Raw genomic sequence first — 17438 nt, forward strand, 5'->3', positions numbered from 1 at the left:
TACTTTTCTAAGAGGGTAGGTTCGGATGTCATTCAGATATGCTGCTACTTCAAATTATTCAAGATAAAATCGAGTGTTTTGTTTTTGTTCAAGTTTTGTCCATAGGCCAAGTTTGTATGGCTAATCTTCTTGGCCAGTCCCAAATCAAAAAGATGCTCAATGTCTTTTTCACGTTCCAAGGTTACCTTCCCGGTAAGCAATACATCCATGGACTTTTGCTTGCTGTAGCGCTTGTATATTTTTCGAAGTCCGCTTAGATATAGGTGGTCTTTGGTAAAGCCCCCTCCCCTATGTGCCCTAAGCGTAATGGTAAAAGCGGCGTGACGATTGAGCTTGTATTGATTATGGATCATATCAAAAGTATCCGCAAAGCTATATCCCTTGATCAAACTATCCGAAGCTAATACGCGATAGGCCAATTCCTTCAAACGCTTCAACGTCAAAGCCCCGCTCATATATTCACTAAAAACTGCCAAACCTTCTTGGGTTTCCTCATTTTTTGGGAAACCGTTGGAGAATATTTTTAGCGGTTGTACCAAACCGTTAAATGTTGTGACCAGATGCACCCCGATTTCATGGTTGGCCAAAGTGTGCAGTTCGTTCTTACTGAACTTCACATTTTTTTTAATCAATAAAGTCCTGGAAATGTTGCTAACCATGGCCTCAGCCGCAATATGGGTAGAAAATTTAATGTTTAGGGGAAATTCGTACCGCTTTACAAAATCTTGAAAATAGGCCTTGGCTTCATAACAATCAAACCGTTTCTCCATTTCATCTGAAATAGGTTCGTCATCAAAATGTAATATAAATTTGGCGTTTTGCACGTCCCTTTCCGTAGGCGTCCCATATACTTGGAGCGAATTGTAATAAAATGATTCTCCCTCTCCTATGGTCTCAATGCATTCCACCATATTGGAATAGAAATAGATAGTATCCCTATACAGTTTCCTAACTTGGGGGTCGGAAATCTGTTCCAAACGTTGTGAAAAAAAGAGCCGATGCAGTTTATAAGGGTCAAACTTTAGCTTCGGATATCTGAATTTGGGTTCACATGTATATTTTGAAGTAAAAAACCGCTGCTTTTCCTTTTCTATATTTAAGGGGTTTACATGGCCTAGCAACTCTATTTTCTTTACCAATCCATCCAAACGGTCATCAATTTCGAACAAACTGGCATATTCCTGCTCAATTTCGGTACGTTCCGCTTCCTCTATCATAACTTTTCTTCCAAAAATTCCTTGACCTGCAAAGGTATCAATTCTTTTAATTGCTCCTCCACTGAGCGCACTACTTCCGGGTAATGAATTCCGGTAAGCTCATCACAGTAAACCTTGGCAATTTCCGTGGCAAGGACCAAGGAATGATCAAAATTAGCAGTAATGTATTTTAAAAAATGACCATTTCCCTGAAAGGTATCGTTGATTTTTGAGGAAGAAGATATCCCGTTTGGCAAATCGATATTTCCCAGTTTTTGGCTCCATGAAGATACCGTCTCCCCAAATCGTTTCGTATTGATATTGATGGTTCCCAAGTTCCAAGTAGGTACTTCCCTCTCCCATCGTTTCCAATTGTAGCTGTGCATATCAAAAATTAGGGCCCTGCCATGTTTTGATTCTATTTTCCCGATTAGAGCACGTACAACCCGGTAAAAATTGTCATGTTTCTCCAAACTATGTCTTCTTTCAGAAGCCGGCAAGGGACTTTTCCATAATTGCTTTCCCCATGCAGTATCAAAAACGGCGGTTTGCGGCGGTCGGTTCAGATCATACTCAAATCGGCTATCGCACCCTGCAATTACTATGGGGTGCGATTGTACCATTGCCTTGGTGCAAGGATCCTCCTCGTACCAGCGCTCATATTCCGTGTGCAAACAGTTTTCCCAGAGTGATTTCCGAAATTGATGTCCATCATGGACGGCCCCACAAACGTACGGAGCGTAATCTTCTATTTTAAGGGTAAAGGAGTAATCTTCGGAAACCGCCTCAAAAGGGATTTCCGATTGAATCAATGCGATTATATTTTTTATGGAAAGTCTACGCATTTTCAACCTCGTCCCGTAGTCTGGAACGTCTTTGGAAAGCTTTAAGCTTATCCATAACCTTGCTTTCTACAAAATCGATGACCTTGGACTGAATTTTTGTTTTGTACACCTTGTTCATATAGGTGACGCCACCAGGAGACATCACATTGACCTCGACCAACTTGCCTCCGATAACATCTATCCCCACAAAATATAGACCGTCTTTTACCAGTTTAGGGCCAATTTGTTTACAAAGTGCCTTTTCATGTTTTGTTAAACTATGCTTGGCCACGGATCCGCCTGCCGAAACATTAGAGCGATGATCATCCGAACCGGGTACGCGTTTCATAGCTCCAATGGGTTCGCCATTGAGCAGAAGAATACGTACATCACCTTGATCAGCACCTTCAATATATTCTTGAAGTATTACATAGTTAGATGTTCCATCCGAGTTAGTTACGTAAAAGTCTAGAAGCGATTTAATATTACTCATTGCCGACTTCTCTATGAGAATCACCCCTGATCCGCCAAAACCGTTCAATGGTTTTAAAATCATCTTCTCCGATTTGGATTCCTTAATCTGGCGTAAGAGGTAGTTTTTATTTTTGGACACATGTGTAACCGGGATGATGTTACTATGGGAATCTCCAAAAGCGGCCGTATACAATTTGTTATTGGCCTCTCGAAGTCCCTGTAACGAGTTCACTATGAAAACATCGTCCTTGACCGAATCCAAGAAATTGAGCATAATGGGGTCCAAAGGTGGATTGGCCCGCATGAAAATAACATCAAACCCTGCCAAGGGCAACATCTCTTCCCGAATGTCTGCCTGTTTATAGAAGGATTTCAGGCTACTTGAAACTTTTTCCATCCGATTGATTACCGTACAAAAGGCATTGGTAACACTATTGCGAATGGTGAGGTTGGCCGGACTACATAGCGCCACTCCATGATTTCGTTTCACACATTCATGGATCAACGCCAAGCTGGTATCATTTTCGGGATCGATTTCCTCCCAAGGATACATTAAAAAACAAATGTTCATCTCTTTTGCTGTTTAATTTTTTGAAATTACCTCTTCCAAATGGTCGTCCCATTCCTTTGGATGGGGTTCGCCCAATTTGCCGACGGATTTTGCAACCACCATTGACACGGTTGCATCACCTGTAACGTTCACTATGGTACGGCACATATCGAGGGGGCGGTCCACCGCAAAAATCAACGCCAAGGCTATAGGGTACAAATTAGGTGGGAAACCGATAGATTCCAATACAATGACCAACATCACCATACCCGCGCCGGGTACCGCCGCTGAACCAATGGAAGCCAAAAGTGCGGTAAGCACAATGATGATCTGATTACTGAACAACAAGCCTTCTGGCCATAGGACCTGCATGGCAAAAACTGCCGCTACTCCTTGGTACAGGCTGGTACCATCCATATTGATCGTTGCACCCACGGGCAGTACAAAACTGGACACCTCCTTATCCACTCCTATGTGCTCCTCTACCCTTTCCATGGTTACTGGAAGGGTCGCAGCACTGGAACTCGTGGAAAAGGCCAATAATTGTGCAGGACTTATTTCCTTTAAGAACCAAAAAGGATTCTTTTGGGTATAGGTTGAAACCAGAATGGTATAAAAGACGATCATCAAAAATAATCCCAGTACCACGACACCGGCATATTTGAGAAGTGCCACCAACAAGTCGGAATCCCCGGAGGAGGCCACTACATTGGCCAACAGGGCAAAAACTGCATAAGGGGCGGTCAACATAATAAGATCTACCATTTTTAGGACCACCTCATTTAGGGCGTCAAACAATTGCTTCAGGGGCCTAGCTCTTTCTTCACCTATCAATAACATGGAAATGCCCATAAAAATGGTAAAAAATATCACCTGCAGCATGAGTGCATTTTCGCTCATCGCCTTTACCGCATTGTCGGGAACCATATCTTCCAGGAATTGTAGCGGACCACTTTCCTTTTGTTTTAGTGCTTCATCCAATTTGGAGGTAACACCGCTATCCGAGGCATAGGTTTCCGAAAGCTTGGCAACCGTATCCTCGGAAATACCATTGCCAGGTTGCAATAGGTTTACCAACAAGAGACCGATGGTGATGGCTATTACGGTAGTAAAAACATAAATACCAATAGTCCTTAGCCCTATGCTTTTAAACTTGGATATGTCCTTAAGGTCGGATATTCCCTTTATCAAGGAAGCCAGAATTAAAGGAATTGCAATAAGTTTTAGCAACTTAACGAAAATAGTGCCCCATGGTTTTATCCAATCGGAAACAAATTCACGTCCCCAATCCGGATAGGTCATGACAAAGCCGAAAATCAGCCCTAAAATCATACCGATTAGGATCTTCCAATGCAATTCCATTTTCCGCATACCTGATAAATTTGTGAAGTAAGATACTATTTTGGAGGGAGAACCCCTAGAAAGCGGATTACAATTTTATGGTCCGGTTGATAAGTGCATAATCCGCCAGGACCAAAGCTGCCATGGCCTCAACAATGGGCACTGCCCTGGGCACCACACAGGGATCATGACGACCTTTCCCTTGGGTCTTTACGGTGTTGCCTTCTTTATCAATGGTCTCGTAACCCTGGATTACTGTGGCTACTGGTTTAAAAGCTACATTGAAATAGATATCCATTCCATTACTTATCCCGCCTTGTACACCTCCACTATGGTTGGTTTTTGTGGAACCGTCGGAATTGAATTGATCATTGTGTTGGCTGCCTTTCATTTTTACCCCGGCAAAACCACTTCCATATTCAAAGCCTTTTACCGCATTAATGGACAGCATGGCCTTTCCCAACTCGGCATGGAGCTTATCAAAAACAGGCTCCCCAAGACCTATGGGGACATTCTGGATAACGCAGGTAATAATTCCGCCTATGGTGTCCCCCTCTTTTCGGATTTCCTTGATGTACTCTTCCATACGCTTTGCGGTATCCGGGTCAGGGCAACGTACCGGGTTGGATTCAATAAGCGAAAAATCCAGCTCAGTATAGGGCTTATCCAAGGTAAGCGTTCCTACCTGTGATACGAAGGCATTGATACGTACATCCTTTAAAAATTGCTTGGCAATAGCTCCTGCAACTACCCTACTGGCAGTTTCCCGGGCAGAACTACGCCCCCCTCCCCTATAATCGCGAAAACCATATTTTTTGTCATATACATAATCCGCATGGGATGGCCTGTAGGAATCTTTGATATGCGAATAATCCTTGGATTTCTGGTTTGTGTTGTAAATAGCAAAACCGATAGGTGTCCCCGTAGTCCTTCCTTCAAAAATTCCGGAAAGAAAATCCACCTTGTCCGGTTCCTTTCGCTGGGTTACGATGGCGGATTGTCCCGGTCTTCGACGATCCAACTCTTTTTGCACGGCCTCAAGATCCAATTCCAATCCTGCCGGACATCCGTCCAGCACCCCTCCAATTGCAATTCCGTGAGATTCACCAAAAGTAGTTAGCTTAAAACTATTTCCGAAGGTATTTCCGGCCATTATTTAGGATTATAGTATATGTGACTTTACAGCGTACACATATCAATTTTCAACAAAGGCCAAAGGTAAATCTTAAATCAGAGATACAAAAATTCATCTTGGGCTTAATATTCGCTTAACAATTTAACCGCATAGGTAATGTAAACTTAACAGTATACCAATCAATTATTGATTTCAAATTCATTTTCAAGTTATACCTATAGGTTTATTTTGTAAGAAATTTATCTTTCGTCCAGCGAAAAATGAATAACAAATTGCACCCCACACAAAAAGGATGACCCTTACATAGTATATTGGAACTACAGATGAAAAAGCGAAAAATAGACCTAGTGGTTATTTCCGATGTGCATTTGGGAACTTATGGATGTCATGCCGATGAACTTATCGCCTATTTAAATAGTATTCAACCCAGTAAATTGGTTCTTAACGGCGACATAATCGATATCTGGCAATTTAGCAAAAGGTATTTCCCCCCTTCTCACATGAAAGTTCTTCGCAAAATTATCGGAATGGCCTCCAAAGGAACTGAGGTGTTCTATATTACCGGGAATCATGACGAGGTCTTGAGAAAGTTTAGTGACACCTCAATGGGCAATCTTCATATTACCAACAAGTTGGTTTTGAATCTGGATGGAAAAAGAGCCTGGTTTTTTCATGGAGACGTGTTCGATGTCTCTATACAAAATGCAAAATGGCTGGCCAAGTTAGGGGGTTATGGCTATAGCATGCTCCTTTTAATAAATCGCTTCGTCAACTGGATACTCACTAAAATGGGTCGAGAACGCTATTCGTTGTCCAAAAAAATAAAGAATAGTGTAACAAGCAACTTAAAATATGTTCGGGACTTCGAACAAACAGGCGTGGATATCGCGATTGAAAATCATTACGATTATGTAATCTGTGGACATATTCATCAACCTAAAAAGGAAATCCATGTGACCAAAAAAGGGAAATGCACCTATCTGAATTCCGGGGATTGGGTGGAAAACCTTACAGCTTTGGAATATTCATTTAAGCGCTGGAAAATCTATAAATACAACCAGGACAAGCTCTCGCCATTTTTTGCCGATGAGGAACTGAAGGAAATGGACATGCATGAACTCATTGCCTCAATCACGGCAAAAAAAGAAGAGGAAGAAAAAAGTAAGGGCAAAAAGGGAGAGAAATCCTTAGATGAGGGCCTCCTTTAATATGGAAACAGGATGTTTGGCCGTTCTTCCGGTACCGTCATAAATCTGGTGCCTACAACTGGTTCCGTTCGCAGCAATTATTACATCATCCTCCGATTTTCTAACAGCTGGAAACAACTTTAGCTCCCCAACCTCCATACTAACTTGATAGTGTTCCTGTTCATATCCAAAGGACCCCGCCATACCACAACAACCCGAAGGAATTATGGACACCTTATAGTTTTCTACCAAGTTTAGGATATCGAAAGTGACTTTTTGATTGCTCAATGCCTTCTGATGACAGTGGCAATGTATTTTGATCGTTTGAGGGTCTTTGGTGAAACTCTCCTTGCCAATTTTTCCCTTTTCGATTTCCTTGGAAAGAAACTCTTCAAATAAATAAACATTTGATGCCACAGCTTTTGTCGTCTCCGTATCGGAAGAAAAACGTTTTAGCTCATCGCGAAATGTTAAAACAGCAGAAGGTTCCAGACCCACAACTGGAATTCCGGCGTCTACCAATGTTTTAAGACTACCTATGTTTTCCAAAGCCAATTTTTTTGCTTGTTTTAAAAAACCCTTTGAAATATAGGTACGCCCGCTCTCCGCATAAAATAGTTGGACATCATAACCCAAACGTATAAATACCTCAATGGCATCCTTGCCCAAGTCGGTATCCAGGTAACGTGTAAACTCATCAATGTATAAAGCAACTATTTTCTTATTTGTAGTAAATTGATTTTTAAATACTTGAAGGTATCTATCAAAATTAAAACTTGATACTTTGGGAAGCTGTCTTTCCTTAGCTACTCCAGCTGATTTTTTTAGTAGTCCACTTAAAACAGAAGAGCTATATATCGCATTCGTCAATCCTGATACCTTACTGCCCAACCTATTCAATTGAGTGTTGTGGGCAAAAAGTTTGGAGCGCAAAGAATAGCCGTTGCTTTCCTGATATTGATATAGGAATTCTGCTTTGAGCGTGGCGATATCCACATTGCTCGGACATTCACTTGAGCAGGCTTTGCAACTTAAGCAAAGGTCAAAGACCTCTTTCAATTCCTTTTGGTCAAACTTATTGGTTTTGTCGGACGTAGTTAGAAATTCCCGCAAGGCATTCGCCCTGCCCCTAGTTGTATCTTTTTCGTTCCTTGTGGCGTGATAACTAGGACACATACCGCCCTTCATATGCTCGGATTTCCTGCAATCCCCACTTCCATTGCATTTTTCAGCAGCCCTGAGAATACCTTTACTATCGGAAAAGTCCAGCAACGTTTCGATCTCAGGTTCCTCCCTATCAATTTCATAGCGTAGGGATTCATCCATGGGATAGGCATCTACTATTTTTCCAGGATTAAATATGTTATTTGGGTCAAAATAGGTCTTTATTCGCCTTAAAAGCTCATAATTGTCTTTCCCAATCATCAAAGGAATAAATTCAGCGCGCACAATACCATCCCCGTGCTCCCCGCTAAACGACCCCTTGTATTTTTTGGTAAGCCTGGCCACGTCGGTCGTTATCTTTCTGAACAAACCAACATCTCCTGATTTTTTAAGATCAAGAATGGGTCGCAAATGCAGTTCCCCAGCACCGGCATGGGCATAGTACACCGCATCTTGGCCGTAATCTTTCATGATTTGGGTAAACTCCCCTATAAAATCAGATAAATCCTCCAGGGCAACGGCAGTATCCTCTATACAGGCTACTGCTTTACGATCTCCCACCATATTTCCTAAAAGTCCAAGACCTGCCTTGCGCAATTCCAAAGCTTTATTTATTTCACTTCCCTCCAGAACGGGGGAAGCATAACTTCGGGCCGATTTTTGAATTGTGCTTTGCAGTGCTTTTAGCTGTTCTGCCAAATCCTCTTTAGTATCGGCCTTTATTTCCAACATCAACAAAGCCGCCGGGTCTCCAGACACAAAGAATCTGTTTTTTAGCTGCTCCCTATTATTTTTGGTACAATCCAGAATCACCTTATCCATCATTTCGCAGGTATGCAGATTGTGGCGCATTACCGGAGCAACATCCATAAGGCAGTCCTCCAAGGTTTGATAGTGGGTAACCACCATTGCCGCCAGTTTGGGAGGCAGTTCTTCCAATTGCAAGGTAATTTCTGTGGTAAAGGCAAGTGTCCCTTCACTGCCGCTAAGCAGTTTGCAAAAATTGAAAGGATCCTCGGATTCTCCAAAAATAGTATTCTTTAAAAGTTCGTCTACCGCATACCCTGTATTTCTGCGATGGATGGAGGGTTTGGGAAACTCGCTGATGATCTGCTCTTGAGTTGAACGATTGGACAATTCCTTATGAATTCCTCTGTACAGTTCTCCTTCTAAAGTGTCCAATTCCAATTTTTCTTGGAACTCGTTAGGGTCCATTGATGAAAATTCTGCTATGCTGCCATCGGAAAGAACGGCTTGTAAACTAACTACCTTGTCCCGGGTTACCCCATATTGAATGGAGGTAGTACCCGAAGAATTATTCCCCACCATACCACCTATCATACATCTATTGGATGTTGAGGTATTGGGCCCGAAGAATAGACCATAGGGTTCTAGATATTGGTTAAGTCCGTCTCTTACCACACCTGGCTGTACCCTAACTTGTTTTTTTTTCAAATCCAAATGGACAATCTGGGTGAAGTGTTTGGAGACATCAACTACAATACCATCCCCAACGCACTGCCCTGCCAAAGAAGTGCCCGCTGTTCTAGGAATAAGCCCAACGTGGTTTGTGCTGGCAAAACGAACAAGTTTTTTAATATCCCTTACATTCTTGGGAAAAGCGACAGCCCGTGGGGTTTTGCGATAAACGGAAGCATCAGTGGCGTAAAGTGCTTTGGTAAGTTCGTCGGTATGTAATTCACCACTCAACTCCTTCTCCAATTCTTTTAGCAAATTTTTAATCAAGCTGAAACAATTTTAGGGGCTAATTTAAGTTTTTATTGTTTGAGCCGAACATTGAAAACTCTTTTATTTAATCGAAACTAAAACGGAAAACTTATGAAAATCTCAAAAGTAATTACATTCATTCTCTTCTTCGCCTCCATATCGGTCGGGGCACAAGAAATAGCAAATCATGCCATAGGACTTCGACTTGGGGATAGCGATGGTTTTGGAGCTGAAATTTCCTATCAAAAGTCCATAGCGAGATACAATAGGGCGGAATTCAACCTAGGTTGGCGGGATAGTAGGAATTTTGATGCCTTTAAGTTATCCGGTTTATACCAATGGGTACATAATATAGATAAGGGCTTTAACTGGTACTATGGTGTTGGTGGCGGCTTGGGAAGTGTGGATTTTGACGGAAGGTTCAATTCCAACAATGAACCCTTTACTCCGGATGGAGGGCTTTTTGTTTTTGCAGCGGGAGATATCGGGGTGGAGTATAATTTTGATTTCCCATTGTTATTATCCCTAGACTTTAGGCCGGAAATAGGGATAATAGGTTATGATGATTTCTCCGATAATTTTGATTTTGATATTGCCCTTGGGGTACGTTATCAATTCTGAAAAGACAACCCATTGATTGGAAAGGCCCTTGCATACATAATGTTAAGGGCTTTTTTTATATCCTATTATATACCTACATTTGCGCACATTAAACAATGTATGATGAAAAGACTTTTATTCGTATTTATTATAGTTTCCGCCTTTACGGCTTGTAACCAAAATCCCAATGGCTACGTTGTTGAAGGCTCCCTAAGGGGTGATTTGGAAGATGGTACTAAAGTATTTCTTAGAAAGCAGGGTGAGAACAGGGAACCGATAGATGTGGATACCACCACTACTTTGGATGGAAAGTTTACGTTTACCGGTGAAGCGACGATTCCTGAAATGCATTATATTTTTCTTGAAAATGCGATGGGATATTCCGCCATTATCCTAGAGAATGGAAAAATAAATATATCCGCCCATATGGACAGTCTTGGACTTTCCAAATTGGAAGGCACTCCGCAGAACGAGGTCTTTACTGACTATTTGAAGAAATCAAAGGATATATCGGAAAGGGCAAAATCTATTCAACAAGATATCCAGACCGCCAATATAAGCAAGGATACAGCTTCTTTGGTGTCTTTGCGGGACGAGATGATGGAGCTTCAGGAAGAATATAAGAATTTTGAACTCACTTATATAAAGGAACACCCCACTGCTTTGATCTCGGCATTATTAATTGATAGGGCAATGGGGTCAAGAGCGGTATCATCTGAAGAAATTCAGGAATTGTACGATGGTCTCTCTCCTGAAATTAAGGAAACCAATGTAGCCAAAAGTGTTTTGGAAAGATTGCAATCCACCAAGGAAAGAGAAGAACGAAAAAAGAGTACTACTATTGGAGCCAAGGCCCCTAATTTTTCCGCTCCGACTCCCAACGGCAAGGAACTGGCACTAAACCAAGCGTTGGGAAAAGTTACCCTTGTAGATTTCTGGGCGGCTTGGTGCAAACCGTGTAGAGCTGAAAACCCTAATGTAGTGAAAGTGTATGAGAAATATCATGATAAAGGATTGAACATTGTCGGGGTCTCCTTGGATAAAACCAAAGCCGCCTGGGAAAAAGCCATTGCCGATGATGGTTTAACATGGAACCATGTCTCCAATCTGGCTTACTTTGATGATGAAATCGCTAAGCTTTACGGGGTAGATGCCATTCCGGCCGCATTCCTTTTGGACGAAAATGGTACTATCATTGCCAAAAACCTTCGTGGTCCGGCTTTGGAAGAAAAAGTTGCCGAACTACTTCAATAGTAATTCCGGAACCAAAAAAGCCCTTTCAATTATGCTGAAAGGGCTTTTTTTTGAAGTATTATGAAGTATCTAGAACTTGTTTTGAACATCGGTAAAAGTGCCCAATACCTCTGTGTTTCCCGAACGTTGTACCTTGCCAAAAATGTTGACTACGGAGCTCTCCCCTATAAACTCAACAGTAGCACCATCATTTAGTACTAAATCACCATAAATGGTAAGGTTGCCTTCCACCCTAAAGGTACCACCAGAATTTATGGTTATATTTTTTCTTTTGTTATTTCTTCCGATTACAAAGGTTCCGTTCATTTCAAACAAGCCATTGGTATTAACGTTGCTATTATTGTTCGCTGTCCAAGAACCACAAAGCAATAAAGACCCGTTAACATTCAACCGATTGAATCTTTTTGAACCCCTATACCCTAAGGTTTCTCCGCTATTGACATTTAAATTGGCACTTCCCTGATATGCGGGAAGCTCGGCGCATCGAGCAACCAAGCTTTGGTTTGGCCGATTCAATTTAAGAATCTGTAAACCTTCCAGGCCCGAAGCTGCAAAAATGTAATCTCCTTTGGATTCAACATAATTAATAGACCCCTCCAAGGCTATAATACCGAAAGTCTCTATACTACCGGATTCATCCTCCGATAGGCAAAGTCCATTGGATCCATTCGCCATCAAAAGGATATCCTCATTAACAGCAACGGCATTGGTAACATTATCAGATACTACACCAGTCTTACTATTTTGACTTCCAGCGGTGTTATCAAGAATTGGAACATGCTGCAAAAGGGTTCCCGTACTTGCATCATACACACCAGCTCCTTTACCCCCTTCGGCAACTACCATTTTATCAGAGTAAAAATCCAAAGTTCTTTTTGCAGCTTGTGGAAAGTTGGACTCCACAGGTATTTCCCTTACGATTTCGAGGTTTTCGTCTAAAAAGACAATGCCCTGATCCGCGTCAAGCACGGCAACATTGTTCTCATTTACCGATACCGAACGTAAATCTGCAAATGGCATTTCGTCTTGAATTTCCAAACTATTTCTATCATACTTTGTCACAGATCCCTCTGAACCACTGCTTACCAATACGGAATTGTCTTTTATGGCTACATCCGTAGCAACTTTACCCTGTTGGAAACCGTAGATAATACTTCCAACATCGAATCGAGCACCGGAAACCGATATCTTAGCTACGAAAGAATTTGAGGTGGCACGTACCGAAGTTTCAGCATCCACTCCACCAACAATATAAATATAACCATCGGCATAAACCAGGGAATTGACATCGGCATTTCTATAAGTCAACCTAGATCTAAGTCTCGGCCTATTAGGGTCTCTTACATCTACAATATCTATGGCCCCTAGATAGGTTTCATTTGCTGTATTGTAGCTCACGTAAGCATAATTGCCATGGACATCAACATGGGTGGCTCCCAAAGTGGAGGAGGGAGATTTTATACGGGCCACTAAGGTCAAAGGATGGTCCCCTGCTAATTCGTCATTGGAGTTTTTTGAAGATTTTCCGGCAAGTTCTTCCTCTTCAAAAATGTCCAATACACCAGCATCGTCCAGTGCCACATTGCCCTCTAGCTCGGTTTCGCTGTTTTCCACTAAAAGGTCATCTTCAAGTTTGTCCTGATAAACTGTGGTTTCATCGGAACAGGAAAGGCTTACCCCAAGTGAACACCCAATCAAGGTTAAAAAAGAAACTCTTTTCATTATAAGTAGGTTTAATCAGTTAAATTTGGTTAGTAGCCTAACGGTAAAACCCTTGGAAGTGTATAACCTACTATACTTTTTCGATGAACTACGTTCAAGAAATTACTCTGAATCCGCTATTAAAATTTTGTTATTTATGTAGGAATTTAGGTCAGATTTTTCCTGTTTTTTCCATGACGAACAATATGACAATGGGAATTGCCAAAAGAATAACCATAAGTGTCTCTGTAAGAAAAAGTTCGGGCATAAAGATCAATGTAGTCAAGTATCCACCTATGGCCCCACCGAAGTGCGCTGTATGGCCAATATTGCCCAATCTACTTTTCATACCATAAATGGAATATAATAAATAGCCGATACCAAGAACATAGGCGGGAATAGGAATGGGAATGAACATAAGAATCAGGTCCATATCCGGCTGTAGTAAAATTGCAGCGTACAATATTCCAGTTACCGCTCCACTGGCCCCAACAGCACTATAATATGGTTCGTTCTTATGGAAAAAAAGTGCCAACATGCTTCCGGCCACCAAGCTTATAAAATAGATACCGATAAACTTTCCAGGGCCAAACCAACCTATCACAACGTTGGCAAAGAAGTACAGGGTGAACATATTGAAGAACAAATGTGCAATATCCACATGTAAAAACCCAGAGGTAACCATACGTTCCTTCTGTCCAGCCTTTATTTGGGTTATTCCAAATTTATATCGTTCAAAAAAGGAAGTGTCATTAAACCCTTTAAAGGAAACCAGAATGTTGGCGGCAATTATGGCTATGGTCGCAAAATGGATATCGTGCATGTGCGCTTTAGTTATATTTGGGGCTAAATATAGCTATATTTGCCCATTATCTAAACGCATGCAACTACTCGTTTTTGTCCTGGCATATCCCTTTTTGCGGCTTATTTCTATTTTACCCTATAGACTATTTTATGGGTTTTCCGATTTTCTATATTTTTTGATTTATAAGGTAATCGGATACCGGAAAACTGTGGTACGGAACAATCTGAAACTGGTCTTTCCCGAAAAATCCGAAAAGGAAATTAAAACGATAGAAAAGAATTTCTACAAACATATGTGCGACCTTTTTTTGGAAATGGTAAAGACCATGGATCTTTCCAAGACAGAGGTAAAAAAACGATATCAAATTGTCAATATTGATACGCTCACGGAAATCGAAAAAAAGAAGAGTATACTCATAGCCTGCTCCCATTATGCCAATTGGGAGTGGAACGTAAGTATCAATAATTATGTCGATGCCAAGGGCTATGCAGTTTATCAAAAGATTAGCAACAGGTATTTTGATAATCTGATTAAAAGGATACGGGCCAAGTGGAACACCGTTTTAATCACCCAGAAAGAGACCATGGTGGCCGTGGTAAGAAATCACAAGAACAACGTGCGAGCCATATATGGGATGGTAAACGATCAATCGCCGCAAGCCCATCTGGCGCAATATTGGACCGATTTCATGGGCGTAAAAGCCCCCATCTTTACAGGTATCGAAAGTTTGGCCCGCAAGCTGGACCTTGCCGTAGTTTTCTTAAAAGTTTCCAAGATTAAACGAGGGTACTACCAGGCAGAATTTATACCGATTACCGTTTCCGGGGAATCCACTAAAAAAAATGAAATTACTGACCAGTTTTTAAGGTTAACGGAACAACAGATACGGGAAAGACCGGAACATTATCTCTGGACACACCGAAGGTGGAAGCATAGAGACAAGGTTCCTGAGAAATTTTTATAGCTATTTTTGACGGAATTAAGTTTCTTTATCTTTTGAATCGGTTTATCAAAGCAAACTATCTACCTCAATGGAATTATTGCAAATACTATATGAAGAAATTTTAGGGTTTTTAGGTATTAGCCAAGTGCTGGAAATACTCAATACAGGTGATTATAGTGTGCTTGCTACTTACGAGGGTATAACGGCATTTGTGTTGCCGATAATACCTTTACTGGTAATCTTGGAACTCATTTTAGGTCTTATCTATAAAAAGCCCCAGACCAAGGTTTATAAGGTGAATTTTTTGATTTATATCTTTAATCGCTTCGTAGGTCGTTTTATTTCCATTGCCATGGTTGCCCTTTGTATAGGCTGGTTTCAGCCCTATGCACCTTTCCAAACCAAACCTACTTGGTACTGGTTCATATATGGTTATATTGTCTGGGAATTTGGGCATTTTCTGTATCACTACTGGGGCCATAAAGTACGGCTTTTTTGGTGCTTGCATTCCACACATCATGCACCGGAAGAAATGAATCTGACCGTTACGTATGCCCATTTTTTCTTAGAAGGGCCCTATGCTGATATCATTAGGACAACGGTGTGTATACTAGCCGGTATTGAACCTACCATGTTGTTCGCAATTATGTTCATTGATGGTACCTATGGGGCCTTTATCCATGTGGGGGAAAACCTGATCAAAGATGCCAGGTTCGGTTTTTTGGGGAAATTTATTCTTACGCCTTCCCATCACAGGGTGCATCATGCCAGGAACCCCCTCTATATGGATACCAATTTCTGTAATCTACTCAATATCTGGGATCGCATATTTGGCACATATCAAGAGGAACAGAATGCCATACCCATAGAATATGGCATAACTCGAAAAATGAACTCCGGAAGCTTTCTCGATGTTTATTTTGGTGAAATTATCGCTTTGGCCAAAGATGTTGCCAATGCTCCAGGGTTTATGAACAAGTTGAAATATATTGTCATGCCTCCGGGTTGGCATCATTCAGGAGAACATCGAACGGCTAAAATTGTTAGAGGAAACTACCTCAATGAAAAAGAAGCCTAAATTCCGGCGACCTCTTTTATTTCTGAAATTATTCTTTCTGCGAGCATATCGGCTTCGGATTGACTTTTGGCCTCGGTGTATATTCTAATAATAGGTTCCGTGTTCGATTTTCTGAGGTGAACCCAATTCTCGGGAAAATCTATTTTTACTCCATCGATCGTGGAAATATCCTCATCTTTATACTTTTCCTCCATTGCCTTAAGGATACCATCAACATCCAAATCAGGTGTAAGCTCAATTTTCTTTTTACTCATGAAATAAGATGGGTAACCGGCCCTAAGTTCCGTAACCGTTCCTCCCCTCTCGGCCATCAACATTAGGAAAAGAGCTGTACCGACCAAAGAATCCCTGCCGTAATGACTTTCTGGATAAATGATTCCGCCATTGCCTTCTCCCCCAATAATCGCCTTGTTCTCCTTCATTTTAATGACCACGTTCACCTCCCCAACGGCGGCCGCTTCGTATACCCCTCCATGCTTTTGGGTAACATCCCGTAAAGCCCGGGACGATGAAAGATTGGATACGGTATTTCCTTTGGTCTTGCCCAAAACATAATCGGCACAAGCTACCAAGGTATATTCCTCCCCGAACATTTCGCCTTCATCGCTAATAAAGGCCAACCGATCCACGTCCGGATCTACGACAATACCAAAATCAGCTTTTTCTTGAACCACTAACTGACAAATATCCGTTAGATGCTCCTTTAAGGGTTCTGGGTTATGTGGAAAATGTCCCGTAGGGTCGCAGTACAGCTCAATGACCTCTACACCAAGTGCCTCCAAAAGTTTGGGAATGGCTATCCCGCCAGTAGAATTTACACCATCCACTACCACTTTGAATTTGGCGTTTCGTATGGTATCTGCCTCCACAAGGGATAAATTTAATACTTCATCGATATGGATATCAATGTATGCATCGTTCTTGGTTATCGTTCCCAAATCATCCACTTCGGCAAAATCAAAATCCTCCCTTTCCGCAATTTCCAAAATCTTTTGGCCTTGCCTAGCATCCAAAAACTCCCCCTTTTCATTAAGTAACTTTAAGGCATTCCACTGTTTGGGGTTGTGACTGGCCGTTAGAATAATACCTCCATCGGCCTTTTCCAGGGGAACGGCTATTTCTACCGTCGGTGTTGTGGAGAGTCCAAGGTCAATGACATCTATACCCAGACCGACCAGGGTTGATACTACCAAGTTTTGAATCATTTCCCCGGAAAGACGAGCATCCCTACCAATGACCACTTTGAGCTGTTCCTTTTGAGAATATTCCTTTAGCCAAATGCCATAGGCAGCAGCAAATTTAACGGCATCAATCGGTGTTAGGTTATCTCCCGGCCGACCGCCAATGGTGCCGCGTATACCGGAAATCGATTTTATTAGTGTCATAGGTGTGAAAAAGTTTTTGCAAATATATCCATCTGATATAAAAACGGTGCTCCTTCTTTGTAAATTCGTCATT

14 protein-coding genes are annotated in these 17438 nt (G+C 41.6%); 5 read left to right on the forward strand and 9 right to left on the reverse strand.

The window, feature by feature from the left end:
• Positions 1 to 44 precede the first annotated feature (44 nt).
• Genes ACP2AF_RS15915 through aroC form a run of 5 tightly spaced genes read right to left on the reverse strand, consistent with a single transcriptional unit; the run spans position 45 to position 5538 of the window.
• Positions 45 to 1217, reverse strand: coding sequence for a flavohemoglobin expression-modulating QEGLA motif protein (locus ACP2AF_RS15915; RefSeq protein WP_425237139.1), 1173 nt, complete (start codon positions 1215 to 1217; stop codon positions 45 to 47).
• On the reverse strand, positions 1214 to 2041 hold the full coding sequence (locus tag ACP2AF_RS15920; RefSeq protein ID WP_425237140.1) for an N-formylglutamate amidohydrolase: 828 nt from the start codon (positions 2039 to 2041) through the stop codon (positions 1214 to 1216). The genes ACP2AF_RS15915 and ACP2AF_RS15920 overlap by 4 nt, the downstream gene beginning before the upstream one ends.
• Positions 2034 to 3065: a glutathione synthase gene (gene gshB / locus ACP2AF_RS15925; RefSeq protein ID WP_425237141.1), complete on the reverse strand. Its 1032-nt coding sequence runs from the start codon at positions 3063 to 3065 to the stop codon at positions 2034 to 2036. The genes ACP2AF_RS15920 and gshB overlap by 8 nt, the downstream gene beginning before the upstream one ends.
• A gap of 12 nt (positions 3066 to 3077) precedes the next feature.
• A complete protein-coding gene (locus ACP2AF_RS15930) occupies positions 3078 to 4415 on the reverse strand; it encodes a dicarboxylate/amino acid:cation symporter (protein WP_425237142.1) in 1338 nt (445 codons plus the stop codon).
• A 58-nt stretch (positions 4416 to 4473) separates the two neighbouring features.
• Complete coding sequence (aroC, locus tag ACP2AF_RS15935) at positions 4474 to 5538, reverse strand: chorismate synthase (protein ID WP_425237143.1); 1065 nt, start codon at positions 5536 to 5538, stop codon at positions 4474 to 4476.
• A gap of 305 nt (positions 5539 to 5843) precedes the next feature.
• On the opposite strand from aroC, the gene ACP2AF_RS15940 reads away from it, so the two are divergent.
• Positions 5844 to 6728, forward strand: a complete 885-nt coding sequence (locus ACP2AF_RS15940) for a UDP-2,3-diacylglucosamine diphosphatase (RefSeq protein WP_425237144.1) — start codon at positions 5844 to 5846, stop codon at positions 6726 to 6728.
• Here the strand turns inward: ACP2AF_RS15940 and ACP2AF_RS15945 are convergent.
• Positions 6708 to 9617: an FAD-binding and (Fe-S)-binding domain-containing protein gene (locus ACP2AF_RS15945; RefSeq protein WP_425237145.1), complete on the reverse strand. Its 2910-nt coding sequence runs from the start codon at positions 9615 to 9617 to the stop codon at positions 6708 to 6710. The genes ACP2AF_RS15940 and ACP2AF_RS15945 overlap by 21 nt on opposite strands.
• A gap of 93 nt (positions 9618 to 9710) precedes the next feature.
• Here ACP2AF_RS15945 and ACP2AF_RS15950 point away from each other — a divergent pair, with 93 nt between their 5' ends.
• Together ACP2AF_RS15950 and ACP2AF_RS15955 are read left to right on the forward strand one after the other, a co-directional pair.
• Positions 9711 to 10220 (forward strand): hypothetical protein, encoded by a 510-nt coding sequence (locus ACP2AF_RS15950; RefSeq protein WP_425237146.1) that lies wholly within the window; start codon positions 9711 to 9713, stop codon positions 10218 to 10220.
• Between the two features lie 102 nt (positions 10221 to 10322).
• Positions 10323 to 11453, forward strand: coding sequence for a redoxin domain-containing protein (locus ACP2AF_RS15955; RefSeq protein ID WP_425237147.1), 1131 nt, complete (start codon positions 10323 to 10325; stop codon positions 11451 to 11453).
• A gap of 69 nt (positions 11454 to 11522) precedes the next feature.
• Here ACP2AF_RS15955 and ACP2AF_RS15960 read toward each other — a convergent pair whose 3' ends face one another.
• The gene (locus ACP2AF_RS15960) at positions 11523 to 13175 is read right to left on the reverse strand and encodes a hypothetical protein (RefSeq protein ID WP_425237148.1); all 1653 of its coding nucleotides are present in this window, start codon (positions 13173 to 13175) and stop codon (positions 11523 to 11525) included.
• A 151-nt stretch (positions 13176 to 13326) separates the two neighbouring features.
• A complete protein-coding gene (locus tag ACP2AF_RS15965) occupies positions 13327 to 13977 on the reverse strand; it encodes a rhomboid family intramembrane serine protease (protein ID WP_425237149.1) in 651 nt (216 codons plus the stop codon).
• Between the two features lie 58 nt (positions 13978 to 14035).
• Here ACP2AF_RS15965 and ACP2AF_RS15970 point away from each other — a divergent pair, with 58 nt between their 5' ends.
• Both ACP2AF_RS15970 and ACP2AF_RS15975 read left to right on the forward strand, forming a co-directional pair.
• Positions 14036 to 14923, forward strand: a complete 888-nt coding sequence (locus ACP2AF_RS15970; protein ID WP_425237150.1) for a lysophospholipid acyltransferase family protein — start codon at positions 14036 to 14038, stop codon at positions 14921 to 14923.
• A gap of 67 nt (positions 14924 to 14990) precedes the next feature.
• A complete protein-coding gene (locus ACP2AF_RS15975; RefSeq protein WP_425237151.1) occupies positions 14991 to 15980 on the forward strand; it encodes a sterol desaturase family protein in 990 nt (329 codons plus the stop codon).
• Here the strand turns inward: ACP2AF_RS15975 and glmM are convergent.
• Entirely contained in the window at positions 15977 to 17365 is a 1389-nt protein-coding gene (gene glmM / locus ACP2AF_RS15980) for a phosphoglucosamine mutase (protein WP_425237152.1), read from the reverse strand. The two genes, ACP2AF_RS15975 and glmM, sit on opposite strands and share 4 nt — an antisense overlap.
• Positions 17366 to 17438: the final 73 nt, after the last annotated feature.

It is taken from the genome of Ulvibacterium sp. (genome assembly GCF_965248315.1).
In the GTDB taxonomy this organism is placed as follows: Bacteria; Bacteroidota; Bacteroidia; order Flavobacteriales; family Flavobacteriaceae; genus Ulvibacterium.

Coding starts and splice junctions, on each gene's coding strand:
- ACP2AF_RS15965 (WP_425237149.1), bottom strand. CDS start 13,977: ATGCACGATATCCATTTTGCGACCATAGCCATAATTGCCGCCAACATT.
- ACP2AF_RS15920 (WP_425237140.1), bottom strand. CDS start 2,041: ATGCGTAGACTTTCCATAAAAAATATAATCGCATTGATTCAATCGGAA.
- ACP2AF_RS15975 (WP_425237151.1), top strand. CDS start 14,991: ATGGAATTATTGCAAATACTATATGAAGAAATTTTAGGGTTTTTAGGT.
- ACP2AF_RS15940 (WP_425237144.1), top strand. CDS start 5,844: ATGAAAAAGCGAAAAATAGACCTAGTGGTTATTTCCGATGTGCATTTG.
- ACP2AF_RS15930 (WP_425237142.1), bottom strand. CDS start 4,415: ATGCGGAAAATGGAATTGCATTGGAAGATCCTAATCGGTATGATTTTA.
- ACP2AF_RS15960 (WP_425237148.1), bottom strand. CDS start 13,175: ATGAAAAGAGTTTCTTTTTTAACCTTGATTGGGTGTTCACTTGGGGTA.
- aroC (WP_425237143.1), bottom strand. CDS start 5,538: ATGGCCGGAAATACCTTCGGAAATAGTTTTAAGCTAACTACTTTTGGT.
- glmM (WP_425237152.1), bottom strand. CDS start 17,365: ATGACACTAATAAAATCGATTTCCGGTATACGCGGCACCATTGGCGGT.
- ACP2AF_RS15955 (WP_425237147.1), top strand. CDS start 10,323: ATGAAAAGACTTTTATTCGTATTTATTATAGTTTCCGCCTTTACGGCT.
- ACP2AF_RS15970 (WP_425237150.1), top strand. CDS start 14,036: ATGCAACTACTCGTTTTTGTCCTGGCATATCCCTTTTTGCGGCTTATT.
- gshB (WP_425237141.1), bottom strand. CDS start 3,065: ATGAACATTTGTTTTTTAATGTATCCTTGGGAGGAAATCGATCCCGAA.
- ACP2AF_RS15950 (WP_425237146.1), top strand. CDS start 9,711: ATGAAAATCTCAAAAGTAATTACATTCATTCTCTTCTTCGCCTCCATA.
- ACP2AF_RS15915 (WP_425237139.1), bottom strand. CDS start 1,217: ATGATAGAGGAAGCGGAACGTACCGAAATTGAGCAGGAATATGCCAGT.